The 16,745-nt window shown below is 64.0% G+C and carries 15 protein-coding genes; 10 read left to right on the forward strand and 5 right to left on the reverse strand.

Annotation, left to right across the window (positions count from 1 at the left end):
• Window positions 1-116: 116 nt before the first annotated feature.
• The 8 genes from CH306_RS04630 to CH306_RS04665 all read left to right on the forward strand — a co-directional run bounded on the left by CH306_RS04630 (window position 117) and on the right by CH306_RS04665 (window position 8,322).
• On the forward strand, window positions 117-1,622 hold the full coding sequence (locus CH306_RS04630) for an adenylate/guanylate cyclase domain-containing protein (RefSeq protein WP_094645770.1): 1,506 nt from the start codon (window positions 117-119) through the stop codon (window positions 1,620-1,622).
• Window positions 1,623-1,756: 134 nt separating this feature from the next.
• Window positions 1,757-2,422 (forward strand): HAD-IA family hydrolase, encoded by a 666-nt coding sequence (locus tag CH306_RS04635; protein WP_032395993.1) that lies wholly within the window; start codon window positions 1,757-1,759, stop codon window positions 2,420-2,422.
• Between the two features lie 61 nt (window positions 2,423-2,483).
• The gene (locus CH306_RS04640) at window positions 2,484-3,695 is read left to right on the forward strand and encodes a sedoheptulose 7-phosphate cyclase (RefSeq protein WP_094645771.1); all 1,212 of its coding nucleotides are present in this window, start codon (window positions 2,484-2,486) and stop codon (window positions 3,693-3,695) included.
• A gap of 17 nt (window positions 3,696-3,712) precedes the next feature.
• The gene (locus CH306_RS04645; protein WP_094645847.1) at window positions 3,713-4,492 is read left to right on the forward strand and encodes an O-methyltransferase; all 780 of its coding nucleotides are present in this window, start codon (window positions 3,713-3,715) and stop codon (window positions 4,490-4,492) included.
• Window positions 4,489-5,775 carry an ATP-grasp enzyme gene (locus CH306_RS04650; RefSeq protein WP_032395995.1) on the forward strand — a complete coding sequence of 429 codons (1,287 nt, stop codon included), beginning with the start codon at window positions 4,489-4,491 and terminating at the stop codon, window positions 5,773-5,775. Before CH306_RS04645 ends, CH306_RS04650 begins: the two co-directional genes overlap by 4 nt.
• Entirely contained in the window at window positions 5,775-6,797 is a 1,023-nt protein-coding gene (locus tag CH306_RS04655) for a D-alanine--D-alanine ligase family protein (RefSeq protein ID WP_094645772.1), read from the forward strand. Before CH306_RS04650 ends, CH306_RS04655 begins: the two co-directional genes overlap by 1 nt.
• Window positions 6,794-7,546: a TauD/TfdA dioxygenase family protein gene (locus tag CH306_RS04660; protein WP_094645773.1), complete on the forward strand. Its 753-nt coding sequence runs from the start codon at window positions 6,794-6,796 to the stop codon at window positions 7,544-7,546. The genes CH306_RS04655 and CH306_RS04660 overlap by 4 nt, the downstream gene beginning before the upstream one ends.
• Before the next feature lie 50 nt (window positions 7,547-7,596).
• A complete protein-coding gene (locus tag CH306_RS04665; RefSeq protein ID WP_045196782.1) occupies window positions 7,597-8,322 on the forward strand; it encodes a YoaK family protein in 726 nt (241 codons plus the stop codon).
• A gap of 15 nt (window positions 8,323-8,337) precedes the next feature.
• On the opposite strand, the gene CH306_RS04670 is transcribed toward CH306_RS04665, so the two are convergent.
• A complete protein-coding gene (locus tag CH306_RS04670; protein ID WP_052049656.1) occupies window positions 8,338-8,952 on the reverse strand; it encodes a TetR/AcrR family transcriptional regulator in 615 nt (204 codons plus the stop codon).
• Between the two features lie 60 nt (window positions 8,953-9,012).
• On the opposite strand from CH306_RS04670, the gene CH306_RS04675 reads away from it, so the two are divergent.
• Window positions 9,013-9,966, forward strand: a complete 954-nt coding sequence (locus CH306_RS04675) for a DAPG hydrolase family protein (protein ID WP_256981030.1) — start codon at window positions 9,013-9,015, stop codon at window positions 9,964-9,966.
• Here CH306_RS04675 and CH306_RS04680 read toward each other — a convergent pair.
• The 4 genes from CH306_RS04680 to CH306_RS04695 all read right to left on the reverse strand — a co-directional run bounded on the left by CH306_RS04680 (window position 9,963) and on the right by CH306_RS04695 (window position 15,180).
• Window positions 9,963-10,538 carry a hypothetical protein gene (locus tag CH306_RS04680; RefSeq protein ID WP_094630395.1) on the reverse strand — a complete coding sequence of 192 codons (576 nt, stop codon included), beginning with the start codon at window positions 10,536-10,538 and terminating at the stop codon, window positions 9,963-9,965. The two genes, CH306_RS04675 and CH306_RS04680, sit on opposite strands and share 4 nt — an antisense overlap.
• Window positions 10,539-10,566: 28 nt before the next feature.
• A complete protein-coding gene (locus CH306_RS04685) occupies window positions 10,567-11,502 on the reverse strand; it encodes a pirin family protein (RefSeq protein WP_094645774.1) in 936 nt (311 codons plus the stop codon).
• Window positions 11,503-11,583: 81 nt separating this feature from the next.
• The gene (locus CH306_RS04690; RefSeq protein ID WP_094645775.1) at window positions 11,584-11,925 is read right to left on the reverse strand and encodes a GNAT family N-acetyltransferase; all 342 of its coding nucleotides are present in this window, start codon (window positions 11,923-11,925) and stop codon (window positions 11,584-11,586) included.
• 99 nt (window positions 11,926-12,024) lie between these two features.
• Complete coding sequence (locus tag CH306_RS04695) at window positions 12,025-15,180, reverse strand: DUF4132 domain-containing protein (protein WP_179272983.1); 3,156 nt, start codon at window positions 15,178-15,180, stop codon at window positions 12,025-12,027.
• 299 nt (window positions 15,181-15,479) lie between these two features.
• On the opposite strand from CH306_RS04695, the gene CH306_RS04700 reads away from it, so the two are divergent.
• Window positions 15,480-16,721 carry an ATP-grasp domain-containing protein gene (locus tag CH306_RS04700; RefSeq protein ID WP_094645777.1) on the forward strand — a complete coding sequence of 414 codons (1,242 nt, stop codon included), beginning with the start codon at window positions 15,480-15,482 and terminating at the stop codon, window positions 16,719-16,721.
• The last annotated feature ends 24 nt before the right edge of the window (window positions 16,722-16,745 follow it).

Raw genomic sequence — 16,745 nt, forward strand, 5'->3', positions numbered from 1 at the left:
ACTGTTACGGAGATTACCAGGTACTCAGCGACACAGGTAGTCGTTCGGGCAGAAGTTCCTGGATTCTTTTCGCCGGACCCCTAGAGTTCGAGCGTGCCGAACACGGAGAACCACCGGTGATCGCCGCCCTGCGATCTGCCCTCGAACGCAGACCCATGCGTCTGTACGCGGTGGGAATGGTGTCGGCCAACGCCATCGGGGCCGTCATCGTGTTCGTATTGGCGCGCTTCGTCCTGCCGCTGCCGGTCGGTTCCGAAGAGATCCTGTCGGACCGAAATTACCTGGCGTTCTTCGTGTACCTACCGGTCGCGATAGCCATCGGTATCGGGCTCGGGCTCCGCGTCGCAGCACCCCTGATTCGGTGGCTGCACACCGGAGGAACACCGACGGACGAGACCGCGATCGGCGTCGTCCGACTGCCGTTGCGCCAACTCGGCGTCCACGTTCTGCTGTGGGCGCTCGGCGTCGCGGTGTTCGTCTCGGTCAATGCGTCGGCCGGTGCGGCGCTGTCGATCATCGTGGCGATCGCCGTCAGCTTCGGCGGCTTGGCAACGTGCTCGCTGGGTTACCTGGTGGCCGAACGAACTCTTCGCCCGATCACAGCCGCGGTGATGGACGTCGGTGCGGTCACCGATTCCGCAGCTCTCGGTGTTCGGCTTCGTGTCGTTCTCATCTGGGTCCTGAGCACAGCGATTCCCGTTCTCGGGTTGGGCCTCATCGGACTCGGCAGGTTGATCGACACCGTCATCCCTCCCGACGTCGATCTTTCCCCCGCGATGGTGTCGCTCTCCGCGGTTGCCCTGGTCGTCGGATTCGGCGGCATGTTTCTGGTCGGACGCTCCGTCTCGGACCCGCTGCAGCAGGTCAGCAGCGCCATGCAACGCGTCGAAGCCGGGGCGACCGATACCCGTGTCGACGTCTACGACGCCTCCGAGATCGGCCGTTTGCAGAACGGGTTCAACAAGATGGTGGTCGGACTGGACGAGCGCGAACGTCTCCGATCGCTGTTCGGTCGCCACGTGGGCCACGACGTCGCCCAGCGAGCGCTCGCGAGCGCACCCCGCCTCGGCGGCGAGAATCGGACTGTGGCGGTGCTGTTCGTCGATCTCGTGGGTTCGACGGCTCGCGCCGAACGAGAATCGGCCGAAGCCGTGGTGGACTGGCTCAATCGATTCTTCGCGGTCGTCGTGGAGCACGGCGAGCGAGGCGGCGGATTCGTCAACAAGTTCGAGGGTGATGCCGCATTGCTGATCTTCGGTGCTCCGGTCGATCACCCGGATCCCGCGACCGCCGCACTACGCACCGCGCGCACCCTGGCGGCCGAACTGTCCATCGACGGCGACTACGAGTTGGGCATCGGAGTCACGTACGGATCGGTCATCGCAGGCAACATCGGCGCCGAGTCGCGTTTCGAGTACACCGTCATCGGCGACACGGTGAACCAGGCGGCCCGGCTCACCGATCTCGCCAAGGATGACCCCGACACCGATGTGCTCACGTCGTCGACGGTGCTCGATCACGCATCCGACGACGAACGCACGCACTGGACGACGGGCGAGACGGTGACACTGCGCGGCCGCTCGACACCGACCATTCTGGCTGCACCCGTGCGGCCCCGCTGACGAACGCTCGGCCGAAAAAAAATTCGAAGGTTTCCCGTTCGACTCCGATGGGGCATACCCCCCGAACCAACTCACCCCATCGCGCTTACGCGAGACGTTGACTGGTACAACGTCTCTCGCTCCGAAAGGCAACCATGCCCGCAATTCTGTTCGGCTCGATCAGCACACTCGTCGACACGTCCGAACTGCAGCGTCGCTCGTTCAACGAGGCGTTCGCAGCGCACGATCTGAACTGGAACTGGTCCCGGGACGACTACCGGGCCATGCTCGGCTCGAACGGTGGTGCCGACCGAATCAGCGAATACGCGTCCGAGACCGGAACCGAGGTGGACGCCGCGGCCGTACACGCCACCAAATCGGAGATCTTCCAACGACTGATCGGCGAGTCCGACGTCAAGACACGTCCGGGAGTCGCCGACACGATCGACTCCGCCAAAGCGAACGGCCTCAAAGTCGGCTTCGTGACGACGACCTCGCGAGAGAACATCGACGCGCTCCTCGCGGCTCTGTCTCCCGAACTCACCGCCGACTCGTTCGACGTCATCGTCGACGCCACCTCGGTCGAGCCGGGAAAGCCCGACCCCGCCTCGTACCAGTACGCGCTGAAGACGCTGGGCGAGAACGCGTCCGACAGTGTGGCCATCGAAGACAACGCCGGCGGTGTCCAGGCGGCAGCGGCTGCGGGCATCACCTGTGTGGCATTCCCCAACGAGAACACTGCAGGCACCGAATTCGACTCGGCCACCGAGACCGTCGATGCACTCGATCCCGAGCGCGTCCGAGCTCTGCTCTCCGCCTGAGCCCGACCTGCGGAGCGCGCGTTTTGTCTGACCTTTTCATCCAATCCTCCAGGAGTAACCAGTGAGCAATCTTCAGGCCCAGGTCGTTGCCGGGGACAGGTCGTTTCGCGTCGAGGGATACGAGCGCATCGAGTACGACCTGATCTACGTCGACGGGGTGTTCGCGATCGAGAACACCGAATTGGCCGACAGCTACCGGCCGTACGGTCGCGCGCTGATGGTCGTCGACGAAGCGGTGCACGACATCTACGGCGACCGGATCAGCGCATACTTCGATCACCACGAGATCGCGCTGACGGTGGTTCCGGTGCACATCGCGGAGACCGCCAAGTCGCTGGAGACCTTCGAGCGCATCGTGGGTGAGTTCGATGCATTCGGTCTGGTCCGCACCGAGCCGGTACTGGTGGTGGGCGGCGGACTGACAACGGACGTAGCAGGATTCGCGTGCGCCAGCTACCGCCGCAACACCCCGTACATCCGCATTCCCACCACCCTGATCGGCTTGATCGATGCAAGCGTGTCCATCAAGGTGGCCGTCAACTACGGAAAGCACAAGAACCGCGTCGGTGCCTACCACGCGTCACAGAAGGTGCTGCTGGACTTCTCGTTCCTCGGCACGCTGCCCGAGGACCAGGTGCGCAACGGCATGGCCGAGCTGATCAAGATCTCCGTGGTCGGCAATCTGGAAATCTTCGAGATGCTCGAACAGTACGGGCCCGAACTGCTGCGAACCCGATTCGGCCATCTCGACGGAACAGCGGAATTACGTTCGGTCGCAGACAAACTGACCTACTCGGCGATCGCGACGATGCTCGAACTCGAGGCCCCCAATCTGCACGAGATCGATCTCGATCGCGTCATCGCCTTCGGTCACACCTGGAGTCCGACGCTCGAGCTGACCCCGCCTGCACCGTTCTTCCACGGTCACGCGATCAACATCGACATGGCGCTCTCGACGACCGTCGCCGAGCAACGCGGACATCTGTCCACGGCCGACCGCGATCGCGTACTCGGTGTGATGTCCAGCATCGGCCTGGCCCTGGACAGCCCGTACCTGACACCCGAATTGCTTTCCGAGGCAACGGCATCGATCCTCAAGACACGCGACGGGATCCTGCGTGCCGCGGTGCCCGATCCGATCGGCACGTGCCGCTTCCTCAACGACCTCGACGCAGCGGAGCTGGCCGATGTCCTGACGCTGCACAAGAAGATCTGCCTGGACTTCCCCCGGGCAGGCGAGGGCCTCGACATGTTCACCGCGCCGACGCCGTGACGAAGGCCCCGCGACCGGTGACCCCGACGACCATTCTGGCGCGTGAGCTGAGCGAGATAGCAGATCTGCTCGACGCCGGCACCGGGGTGACCGACGAGCTGACCACCCGTGTTCATCGAGCCCGCGATCTCGCAGCGGGACTCGACCCGTATCTCGACACCTGTACCACCTCCCAATCCGCAGCGCTGGCGACACTGGCGTCGCGGACCCGCACCGAGGACTGGAGATCACGCGACGTGGTCTCCGGCTCGGGGCCCCTGGAGATGGAGATGCTCTCCGGCCACGTGGAGGGACGCTTCCTCGCGTTTCTCGTGCACATGTCCGGGGCGAAGCGGGTACTCGAGATCGGTATGTTCACCGGCTATTCGGCACTGGCGATGGCCGAGGCTCTGCCTGCGGGCGGTGAGGTGGTGGCGTGCGAGGTGGATCCGTACGTGGCCGAGTTCGCGCAGTCCTGCTTCGCGGAATCACCTGCCGGCTCGTCCATCACGGTGGAGGTCGGTCCGGCACTGGAGACCCTTCGACGGCTCGACGGTCGCTTCGACCTGGTATTCATCGACGCCGACAAAACCGGGTACCGCGCCTACGTGGAGTATCTGCTCGGTAGCGAACTGCTCGCCGAGAACGCCGTGATCGCGGTCGACAACACGCTGCTGCAGGGCCAGCCGTACAGCGAGCAGCCAACCGAGAACGGCAGGGCCGTCGCCGAATTCAACGACTACGTAGCGAAAGACCCTCGCGTGGAGCAGGTTCTGCTTCCTCTGCGCGACGGCGTCACGCTCATCCGTCGAACATGATTCGTACGGTTGCCGCGCTGCTCGGTCTCGCGGCCACCCTGCCCGTCGACCTCGCGGCGACGGCGGTGGCCGCGATCGGTGGCACTGCGCCGCCCACCCGCCGATCCGAGTCACCCAGAACGGTGCTGATCAGCGGCGGCAAGATGACCAAGGCACTGCAGCTCGCTCGCTCCTTTCACCTCGCCGGGCATCGGGTGATCCTGGTGGAATCGGCCAAGTACCGCTTCACCGGCCACCGGTTCTCCCGGGCCGTCGACCGATTTCACTGTGTACCCGATCCGGGTGCCCCGGGATACGCGCAGGCTCTGCTGGACATCGTGCGACGCGAGAACGTCGATGTCTTCGTCCCCGTGGCCAGCCCTGCGGCGAGCATTCACGACGCAGACGCCAGGGCCGTGCTCGACCCGCACTGCGAAGTGATCCACGGCGACGCGGACACCGTGCGAATGGTCGACGACAAGTCCCGATTCTCCGAGCACGCAACATCGTTGGGACTTCGCGTGCCCGACTTCCGGCGGATCACCGATCCGGCCCAGATCGACGACTTCGAGTTTCCGCCGGGTCGCGAATACATTCTGAAACGGATCTCGTACAACCCGGTCGGGCGAATGGACCTGACGCGGTTGTCGGCACGCACACCGGAGCGGAACTCGTCGTTCGCCAGGAGCCTGCACATCACGGACGACGATCCGTGGATTCTGCAGGAGTTCATCGCCGGTCAGGAGTACTGCACGCACGGCACGGTACGCCAGGGTCGGCTGCAGGTGTACGGCTGTTGCGTGTCCTCGGCGTTCCAGGTCAACTACGAGATGGTGGACAAGCCGGACATCCTGCGCTGGGTGGAAACATTCGTCTCTTCTCTGGACGTGACCGGCCAGCTGTCGTTCGACTTCATAGAATCCGCCGCCGACGGCCACATATACGCGATCGAATGCAACCCCCGCACCCACTCGGCCATCACGATGTTCTACGACCATCCCGACCTGGCGGCCGCGTATCTCGACGACGGCCACCCGGTGATCGTGCCGCGTCCGACGGCTCGGCCGACCTACTGGGTCTACCACGAGATATGGCGCTTGTTCTCCGAGGGCAACCGAAAAGCTCGCCTTCGCAGCATCTTCCGCGGCAAGGACGCCATCCTGACCGGATGGGATCCTCTGCCGTACTTTCTCGTGCACCACCTCCAGATCCCGTCCCTGTTGCTGCGCAATCTGCTGGCGCGACGTGGCTGGTCGCGCATCGACTTCAACATCGGCAAGCTCGTGGAGAACGGAGGCGACTGATGACCTTGTCGGTACTGGTGTTGGTCGGATCGTCGGTGGACGAGTTCCATTGCGATCTGTCACGGGTGTACGCGGGCGGATTCCTCGACGCGCTCGGCGGGAATCCCGACTACCGCTTCGAGGTGGCGTTCGTCTCCCCCGGTGGGCTCTGGAGCTTCCCCGGCGGTATCGATGCCGCCAGTGTGGCTGCGGCGCAGCAGATGTCGTTGGCACAGGCAGTGGAAATCATGTCGTCGTGGCATTTCGACGTCATGGTGCCGCAGATGTTCTGCCTGCCCGGGATGACGACGTACCGCAGTCTGTTCGATCTGTTGGGCGTGCCGTACGTGGGCAACGGTCCGGACGTGATGGCGATGACGGCGGACAAGGCCCGTGCCCGAGCCGTCGTCGCTGCGGCCGGGGTCGCCGTACCCACCGGGGTGGTGGTCCGCTGCGGCGACGACATCGACGTCGACCTGCCCGTGGTCGTCAAGCCGGTCGACTCGGACAACTCGATGGGCGTCGCGCTCGTTCGCGAATCCGACCGTCTGGCAACCGCAGTGAGCGAGGCTCTGGCGTACTCGTCTGCGGCACTGGTGGAGTCGTACGTTCCACTCGGCCGGGAGGTACGTTGCGGCATCATCGCCCGAGGCGACGAGCTGATCTGTCTTCCGCTCGAGGAGTACGCCGTCGAGTCGATCCGCACCAGCGCCGACAAGTTGAATCGCACCTCGGACGGAGATCTGTACCTGGTCGCGAAGGAGCAGACCAAGGCGTGGATGGTCGACGTCTCCGATCCGATCACCGAGAAGGTCTGGGCCGCAGCACGATCGTGCTATCGCTCTCTCGGCTGCCGACACTACGGTCTCTTCGACTTCCGAATCGACCCCGACGGGGAGCCGTGGTTCCTCGAGGCCGGGTTGTACTGCTCGTACTCGCCGTCGAGCGTGCTCGCGGTGATGGCCTCGGCGGCGGGCATCGCCGTCGACGAACTGTTCGCACGATCGCTCGACGAACTGTCGGTGAAGGAGCTGTCCTCGTGACGTTGGGAATCGAGATCGCCGAGCTGGACCTGAGCTCTACCGACACCGAAGAACTGCGAGCGCTGTTGGCCGAACACGGCGTGCTGATTCTGCGCGAGCAGCCCTTGGACGACGCGGGTTTCCTGGCGTTTCTCCGACGGTTCGGCGACATGATGTTCACCGAGGGCGAGACGCCGGTGCCGGGCTTCCCCGATCTGAACGTCATCAGCAACGTCGGCCGAACCACCCCGCCGAAGTCGACGTTCCACGTCGACACCACGTATGTGCCGAATCCGCCTGCCTACACCGCGTTACGCGCGGTCGAGGTACCGGAAGCCGGAGGCAGCACGCTGTTCAGCGACCAGTACGAGGCCTACGACACACTGCCCGCCGACCTGAAAGCGAACCTGGCCGGGCGAACCGTGACGCATCGAGTGACCGGGGTGGCGTCGGACACCGATTCCAGTGCCGAACATCCCCTGTTCGCAGTGCATCCCGTGTCCGGGCGCACTGCACTGGCGTTGTCGGCACCGGCGCGGTGCGTCGCGATCAGTGGAATGTCCTCCGAGGAGGCGCACGAGACCGTGCGAGTGCTGTTCGAGCACTCGACTCGCGAAACCAACCTGTTGCGGCATGCGTGGGCACCCGGCGATGTGGTGATGTGGGACAACCGATGTGTGATGCATCGAGCCGATCACAGCGGAGTCGTGGGAAACAGGGTGATGCATCGCGGAATGGTGGCGAATGGTGAATCGGCGTCGGTTATGTGATTGACAACTCAAAGATTTGCCGGTTCGCCCGTAGCCAGGAGAATCGAGTCATGACTTCTCCGGTGGCAATCAGCCGCGACACAGCAGTCGGTCCCGAAGCTCGTCTGTCCTGGATATTGTCCGGACTGGCCGGGATGGTGGGCGCAGTGGCGTTCTTGCATTCTGCCGGCTACTTCGTGACCTTCATGACCGGCAACACCGAACGTGCTGTCGTCGGGCACTTCGGGCACCCCGAGGGCAAGGAGGTCACCCCGGGCGCCTCACCGATAGCGGCTCTCGCGCTCATGGGCTCTTTTCTGGCCGGGGTGGTGATCTCGTCGATCTGCCGCCGTCGGTACTGGTCGAACCATCCCCACGGAGCAACGGTGCTGACCACGATCGCGCTCGCCGGAGCGGGAGCCATCGACATCGCCATCTCGGGATGGTCGTCGGCGAACGTGAACTTCTACCCGATTCTGTTGGTGGCCTTCGCACTCGGCGCACTCAACACCGCGTTCACGAAGAAGGAAGAGACCTACATTCCGCTGAGCTACGTCACCGGAACGCTGGTGAAGCTGGGCCAGGGTATCGAACGGCACCTGTTCGGCGGGGGAACGCGCTACGACTGGCTGTGCTACACAGCCCTTCTCGGATCGTTCGCGTTGGGCGGAGCGATCGGAGCCTTCATCGGCGTCGTCATCACCGGACCCCAGGTGCTGCTTCTGACCGCACTGCTCAGCTTCGGCGCAACGATCTTCACCTTCACCCACACCGAGCGTCGCACGCTGCTGGGATGAAGCAACGTCCCCCGGTCAGCCCTCGACCAACGGCGAGGCCACGATGATCTTGCGCAACATCTGCTCGATGAAGGTGGGGGAAAGGCGCGATCCGATCAGCACTTGCCGCTGAACGAGACCTTCGATCATCACCACGAGAGTTTCGGCGTCGGAGGGCGGATCCTCGGAGTCCAGCGAGGCGACGATCCACTGGGTGTAGGTGACGAATGCTGCACGTTGACTGTCGAACAACTCGCGGATTTCGTCGTCGTGCTGCGCCTCGCCGAGCATGATGTGGCGCGCGATCACCCGTTTGACCGCGTCTGCCGATGTCATGGCGTCGATGAAGTCGATGATGTGGGAGATCACGACGTCGACGGTGAGCGGTTTGACGTCCACCAGAGTGCCGAACGTCGCTCCGGCCACCTCGAAGTCGCGGACGAACAGTTGACCGAGAGCCAGGTGAAGCAGCCGACTCCGGGTGGGCGCGTGGTAGTTCACCGATCCGGGGCCGAGTCCCGCTGCGGCGTCCACCGCCCGGTGGGTCAAGCCGCGCAGCCCCTGCGTGGCGAGCACCTCGATGGCGGCAGTGGCGATCTCGTCGCGCCGACGCACTCTCGACTCGTCGTCCTTGGAGTGTGCCGACCTCATACCGCGCAGTGTAGTGCCAGGCCGTTGACATTCGTCGATTCCGAGACCTAGTCTCAACCGATGTTGAGCAACGGGGGGAACACGGGCCGGGGGCCCACCAGACGCCAGATCATGATCGGAGCGGCTGCCGCGGCCACCATCGCCGTCGTCGGCCCGGTCGCCAAGGCGGCAGCGGCCCCGGCGACCGGCTCGGGCGGCCAGTGCACCGAGCGCTACCAGGGCTACCGCGAGGCCGATCGAAACCTGCCGTATGCCAGATACATGGCACCGAGGACGACGCCCGCACCGGCGGTCGTCGCGGACGCCTACGCGGGACCTGCCCTCGCGCCCGAGTCGATCCCCGGATTCGATGCGATCACAACCGATCTCGCGTCCACCGGCTACTCCACGATCGAGACCGGATACGGTCGCCGCGCCGACGGGGTGACGTTCGTAGCGGTCCGTACGGTGATGCCGCGCGTGACGGCAGCGATGTGGGACTGGTGGTTCGGCTGGCATTCCACCGAGGCCGCGCGATACAAGCTGTGGCATCCCGATGCCCACCTCTACGCAGACTTCGCCGAGGATCGAACGTCACTCGACATTCCCGACAAGGCCAAGTACATCGGCAACACGACGTTCGTGGACGAATACGTCGGTCCGAAGCTGCAGCAGCTGGGCATTGCCTTTCGCGATCCGATCGCGCACGGATTCGACGTTCCCGCAGATCAGACGATCGTCTTCGGCCGAGTGGGCAGTTCCATCGCACCGGTGGATCTGGGCTGGCTGGCCCACCAGGTGCGCCCTGTCGACGGTGGTGCCGAGATGCGTAGCCGCTTCTTCCTGAACCTACGAGGGCTCCACGTACCGGACGTCAAGCAGGCCGCGTGCGCCGTCGGCCGTGGGGCGTCGGTGGACCCGACGGACCTCGTTCTTGGCCTCGATCTCGCCCGAGACCTCCTGCTGCACTGCGGACAGGAGATGAACCATCTCGCGGGCTTCCTACCGGAGTTGTACGCCGAGTTCGGGAGCTAGTGCCCCAGGAACACCTTCGCCAGCACGATCGACGCAGCAACCGCAGCGGTGGCCAGGCCACCCAGAAAGGCACGGAAGGTCAAGCGATTGCCGCGAATTCGCTGGGTGACCATCTGAATCGTGGCGATGCGCACCACGATCACTCCGCCGGCCAGCAATTCCGACCACTGGCCCGGGAGCACCGACAACCAACCGAGGGCCAGCATCAACGCAGGGACGGTGCCGGAACTCAGGATGGGAACGGCATCGCGAAATTCCTCGACGGCCTTGAACTTGCGTTGCTCGTCGGTGGCATCACCGTGCGCTTCGGGGATCTGACTGCCCGCGACGAAGTCCGCGAACACATGCGCGAGAAACGTCGTCACCGCAGTGGCCAGAACCAGAACAGCCGCCGTTCCGTGCTCGATCGAGCTGGGCGTCGATGCTGCGACCGCCGCGAGGACCAGGATGTTTCCGTAGACGTAGGCGGAAAGCCTCCTGGCCGCCCGCGCGGGCTCGAGCGGGCCGTCCGCGCGGGTGACCAATCGGCTGTACAGCCGTGTTCCACCGATACCGGGTTCTGCGTCGCTCATGCCGGAGATCGTTGCACGGTAGGCGCGATTATTCGACGGGGACTCCGAGCCGACCGGCCTGGTAGTCCTCGAACGCCTGCAGCACTTCGGACTTGGTGTTCATCACGAACGGGCCTGCCATCGCGACGGGTTCCCGTATCGGCCGGCCACCCAGAACGAACACCTCGAGCGACTCCCCCACCGCGGATGCGGACATCTCGATGGTGTCGCCGCGGCCGAACAGTGCCGTCTGCCCCATCCTGATCGGACGCTTCTCCGCGCCCACCGTGCCCTCTCCCGCGAGAACATAGACGAGTGCGTTGAATTCTCGATTCCACGGCAGCGTCAGCGCCGCTCCCGGCGCGATCGTGCTGTGCGAGAGCGCAATCGGGGTGTACGTCGAACCCGGTCCCTGCATACCGGCGATCTCGCCGGCGATGACACGCACCAGCGCACCGCCGTCCGGACTCGACGCCAGCGATACCTTGCTCCCGGTGATGTCCTGGTAACGCGGATGCGCCATCTTGTTCTCGCGCGGCAGATTGACCCAGAGTTGCACACCGTGGAACAGCCCGCCCGACATCACCAGATGCTCGGGCGGAGCCTCGATGTGCAGAATGCCACCGCCCGCCGTCATCCACTGGGTGTCGCCACCGCTGATGATTCCGCCGCCGCCGTGGGAGTCCTTGTGCTCCATGATCCCATCGATCATGTAGGTCACCGTCTCGAACCCGCGGTGCGGATGCCACGGCGTCCCCTTCGGCTCACCGGGCGCGTAATTCACCTCGCCCATCTGATCCATGTGAATGAACGGGTCGAGGGACGACATGTCCAGCCCGGCGAATGCTCTGCGAACGGGAAAGCCCTCCCCCTCGTATCCCGTCGGTGCCGTCGTGACCGACCGGACCGGCCGGGGGACGGCGGTGGCGTCGGGCATGGGGATGCGGGGCAACGCGAGGATGTTGTCGACCGTCACTGCGGGCATGGGCTCCCTTTCGGCAATGTAGTTGACTCTGCAACTACTCTACGCGCTTCAACCCGGCGGTGTCCGACGGTATTCCCGCGGTCAGCCCTGCCGGTCGGCCAGCCACTGCCGGATCTCGTCGGTGACCGGTTCGACGATGTCGTCGTACTCCCGATGCTTACCCACGAAGGCGGCCACCAGTTCGCAGATCGGAACGATTCGCCTGGCGTCGGAACGGGTGGCGTCGAGCGCCTGCTGCACGAGAATCGTTGCCAGACCACGTCCGCCGTAGGCTGCGTCGACCTCGGTGTGGAAGAAGATGCGCCTGCCCTGCTCGTCGTCGGCGAACTCGGTGAAGCCGACCTGCGAACCCTCCACCGAGACGGTGAAACGATCTGCCTGCTGGGTGATTTCGACCTGCGCACCCGTTTTGTCGACCGTCATGTCGCGCTCCTCGCTTCGCCAGGCGCATACCGCGCCGAATCATCGTCGATCATTCTCGTCGAAATTGCAGCCGTTCGAAGAACTCGACCGTACGGACAATCACGGTTCACCTCGAAGGTCGGGTTCGTCGCCTCGAATCGGCTCGGTCTCGAGCATCGCCAGATCACGGAGCAGTTCCGATGCCGCAATCACCGACAATTCGAGTCCACTGTGAAAGACGTGGACGATCTTCTGTTCGCCCCACATTCTCGGATTCGACACATTGAAGCCGGGAAACGCCATGATCACCGCCGTCGTGGAATCCAGACGCTTGTTCAGCGAGATCTGGGCACCCTTGTCTTGCGGATCCTCACGCTTCCATCCTCTTTCACCCAGCGCGAGCAGCTGATCGGTAGTCGTCTTGCGACCCTTGAGTGCTGCCATCTCGGCGGCGACATCCGTCCTGAAGACCTCCCGTCGGACCTGCTCGAAAGCCTGTTCCGGCATGAAGGTCCAGCTGCCGAGCGAGTCGCCCATCGTTGCCGGGTGGGCCACGACAACAAGATCGCCGTCTGCGACCTCGATATCGCGGCCGTCCGGGCCCACGGGGCGACGCAGCTCGGAAAATCGGAAGTATCGTCCGTCCGTCGTCGACCACACCAGAGCACTGCACAGATGCCAGGTCAACGGATGCCCGACGAGATGGGTCCGAACCTGCGACAGGGTCCAGCGCCGCTGGTTCACCATGGCTTTCTCGAACCGAGAAACGAGTTCGGTGCGCACCCCCTCGAGATCCTTCCTCAGGTCGGTGTACCGACGGTATTCCTCGCGCGCACCGTCGGAATCGGTGCGGCCGGGCCTCGGTACCCGGTCTCGGACCCTACCGTCGTTGTCTTCGACCACTATTCGAAGCTCGTGATCGAACGTGAGGGTGAAGGTTCGGTCTCCGTAATCGAAGGTCGTCGTACCGTCCGCATCGAGCCCCAGGTTCGGCACCAATCGGTCGGCAAGTTCGAGAGGCGTCAGATTCAGCTCGTCGGCGATTCGGTGAATCAGTTTGTCGGCCTTGGCGCGAAGAGCAGGAAACCGGAGCGACTGCGAGATCGACCACAGGTGTCCGAGCGCGGCGTCGCTCCCGATCATGGCGAGGGCCTCGAGTCCCATCGCCGCGCGTCGGTGCGCCGACTGAAGCGGCCAGGTCCTGATCAGCGGGGTCAATTGCCGCGCAGTGTCGTCGTCACCCACTATCCCGAGGGCGTCGAGAGTCCAGCTCTGCGCTTCCGGAGCGCCCGCCCGCAACCACCTCTCGAACATGTCCCAGACGAACTTCGCGAGTTCGGGATGGCCGACGAGTTCACGAACGATATCGACGCCGGCGTACACCTCGTCCATTCGTGACAGCGAGAACATGGTGCAGATCGTGCGGATCGCGTCGGACGGCAGCTGTGCGCGCTCTCCCTGCAACGTCAACGGGGGGAGCAACGCCGGGTCCAGCCAGTCCGGGATGACCGGAATGTGCCGCGGCAGGTCCAGAAGTGGATCTGCGTCGACGATATCTACTATCGCCGCATCAGCCGGCGCCCCGTACGACCGTCCAGCAGCGACCACGGCGTCTCGATGTCCGCGTCGCGCAAGAGTGCACAGTGCGCGTCGGGCAAGGGTTCGGCTCGGTCCGGTACGGCCGAGAGCAAGAGGAACCAGATCCGATGTTGCACTGTCGATGTGGCGATCGAACCATTCGAACGCGACCGGTCTGAGCGACTTCTTGCCGAGCCATTCGAGCATTGTCGTCGTCAGTTGTCCCCCGACGACGGGCAGTAACACCTGCGCCTGACCGGCCGGTGCAGCGAGGACGGCACGAAGCACGAAATCGAGTGCATCGCCTTCGAATCGGGCCAACAGTCGGCCCAACGAGATGGCACCTCGATACGCGTAACGCGGCGTCGGGGCGTACGACAGCACCGGACGCAGCAGATGTTCCGGAGCGTACGAGATCTCGTGCAACGACCAGAAACCTGTGCCTCGACCGAACGCGGCGACCACCTCCGGCCAATCCCGGCGCCCGAGATAGGGCACATAGACGTCGATGGCCTCGGCCCACTGTCGCTGCTCGTCTCCCCGCCATGCCACACGCAGCGGCGCTGGGGGACTTTCGAGACGAAATACCTGCTCTCGGACGTCTCCGCGATCCATGGATTCGGCGCGGTCGAGCCACGGTGGATCACGCAGCAGCGCAGGGACATCCGACGATTCGAGCGTTGTTCCGGATACCCGCTTGCGCATCGCGGACTCCGGATGAACGTGCTCCAGATCCCGGCGCAGCCGCTCCGCCTCCGGCCCGGAGGCGTCGGCCAGCAACCGCGCGGCTCGCTCGGGCGATCGTGCTATCGCCTCGATCACGGCGGGCTCGATGTACTTGCTACCCAGCCGAGACACCAAGTGCTCGAATCCCGAGTCCGTGTCTATCTCACCGAGTATCCCGGCACACCATTTCTTGTGCTGGGCAGACAGGTTGCCCTCGAACAACTCGGCTACGAAGGGCTCGACACCCGGTCCGATATTCGCACACAGTGCGTATACGAAGTTCATGCTCATCCCGGTGGACCAGATCGCATGATCTCGGGTTTCTTCGAGCGCGAGAATTTTCTCGACCGACTCGACCGAGTCGACGCTGGCCAAGAGGTAATAGCAGTAGCTCCGGTAATAGCGGTGGACGGTCTGCGACCGCGCGATGTCCGCAGCAACCCACTCGTGCTGGGTCGGGAACAGGAACGACGTCAACAGATTGCACCCGATTCGCGCGCCACGCTGCGGCGCGAGCCTGTCCACCGCGTTCGCATAGTCGTCGGCGGGGAGGGCAGCCAACGCCGTGCGCACCCTGCTCGCCGAATCTCCGAACACGACATTGCGAAGGTCGTCGGGATCTCGCACGCCGAGTGAGTGCCGGGTACGCGATCGATCCGGTACGAGTTCGCGGGTCACCAACTCCACGCCTACGGCCTCGGCGAGCATCTCCGCAGCGAATACCGCGCCGAAGCGGCCGATGACGAAGTCCACGAATGGAACTCGCATCTTGTGCTCCGGCTGATCGGTGACGACCGTAAGAGTCACAGCAGCACCGGTAGGGGTCACACCGGTGCCCGAGAACCGTCCGTCGACGAACGCGTGCGCGGCCGCCGACAGCTCCGAATTCGACTCGGGATGGTCGACTGTTTCGCCGAAACGTCCGGCGGTTCGAACAAGCAGGTCGTCGATAGCGGCTTCCTTCGCAGCCACCGCTGTGACTGCCGCCTTCGTGCTGGCTCTCGGCCGGGTGGATCGAGGTTGCGGACTCCGTCCGTGGAACGCCTCGCCGCGTCGCCACCACAAAGCGGGGACTTGCCATCCGGTCTGTCGCGCACCCACCCGACGACCATAGAACAGAACGCCTACGCCGGCGGGAAAGTCGGGAGGCTGATTCCGATACGACGTCGTCGCATAAGCCCAGTTCAACACCGCTCGGAATTGCCGACCAGCGCCTCTGTACGGTGGAGCGAAGGACCTCGACCGATGAATCATCAAGGGGAAGGAACTTCATGGCTCAGCCAGACAGGCTGGAGAAAGACCCGAACAAGGGTTTCGTGGCCCTGCTGGGGTGGAGTTTGGCCGCGGTGGAAGCACTGGACAAGTTCGATCGGCGCTACGTCGTCGTTGCCCCGGAGTGGGCCGAGGCGTACTGCACCGAGCACGACATTCCGTACCTACCGTGGAACTTCGAGCGACTCAACGATCGCTCGCTCGAGATCGCCGAAACACTGCAGAGCAAAGGCGTGGACGTCGCGATCCCGCTCTACGAGGAGACAGTGGAGTGGGCCGGCGCCATCAATTCGGTGTTGCTCGGCAACCCACGCCTGTTCGGTCAGGCAATGCTGTTGCGCGACAAGTCCTTGATGAAGCGCCGTGCTCAGCTCGGCGGCATTCGGGTGGGCATCTTCGAGGAAGCCCACGACCGTGAGGACGTCATTCGATTCCTCAAACGTGTCAACCAAACGCTACTCAAGCTCGACGGCGATCCCAACGACCCGATTCATGTCAAGGCTTTCGACAAGGCCGGTTGCCTGGGCCACCGCGTCATTCGCACCCCTGACGAGGTCGACTCCATTCCCGACGAGGAATTTCCGGCGCTGATGGAATCTCACCTCGACGGCTGGGAGTTCGCTGTCGAAGCATGGATTCACAACGGCAAGATCAAGTTTCTCAACATCTCGGAGTACGTCACGCTCGGCTACTCGGTGTTCGTTCCTGCGACACCCGAGCTGGAGAAGTACCGCGAGCAGATCACGGTGCAGATCGAGAAGCTGATCAAGACCTTCGACATCGAGTTCGGATTCATTCACCCCGAGTACTTCGTGACCAGTGACGGTGAAATGTACTTCGGTGAAGTGGCTTACCGGCCACCGGGTTTCAAGGTGTTCGAGCTGCTGGAGCGAGCCTACGGATTCAACGCCTACCAGGGCTTGGCATTGGCGTTCGACCCGAAAACCACCGAGGAGGAGATCGACGCCTTCTTCCCGAAGGAGGTGGTCGACGCCACCGGTCACGCCGGGTGCTTCGGCGTCTACCCGCGGCGACGCGTCGTCAGCGATCTCGTCATCCCCGATGTCACCGCAGACGACGACTACTACGAGACCAACGACCTGTCCGCTCCGGTCGAGGAAACCGTCACCAAGAGAACAGCATTCGGTACTCACTGGGGCCTGCTGTACTTCTTCGGCGAGGACCCGTACCGAATGCGTGATCTGCTCAGGCAACAGGAAGAACTGGACTTCTACGTGTGAAGCAGCAACTCGGCAACGACCACG

Origin of the sequence: Rhodococcus sp. 15-725-2-2b (assembly GCF_002259075.1) — a bacterium.
Lineage (GTDB): Bacteria > Actinomycetota > Actinomycetes > Mycobacteriales > Mycobacteriaceae > Rhodococcoides.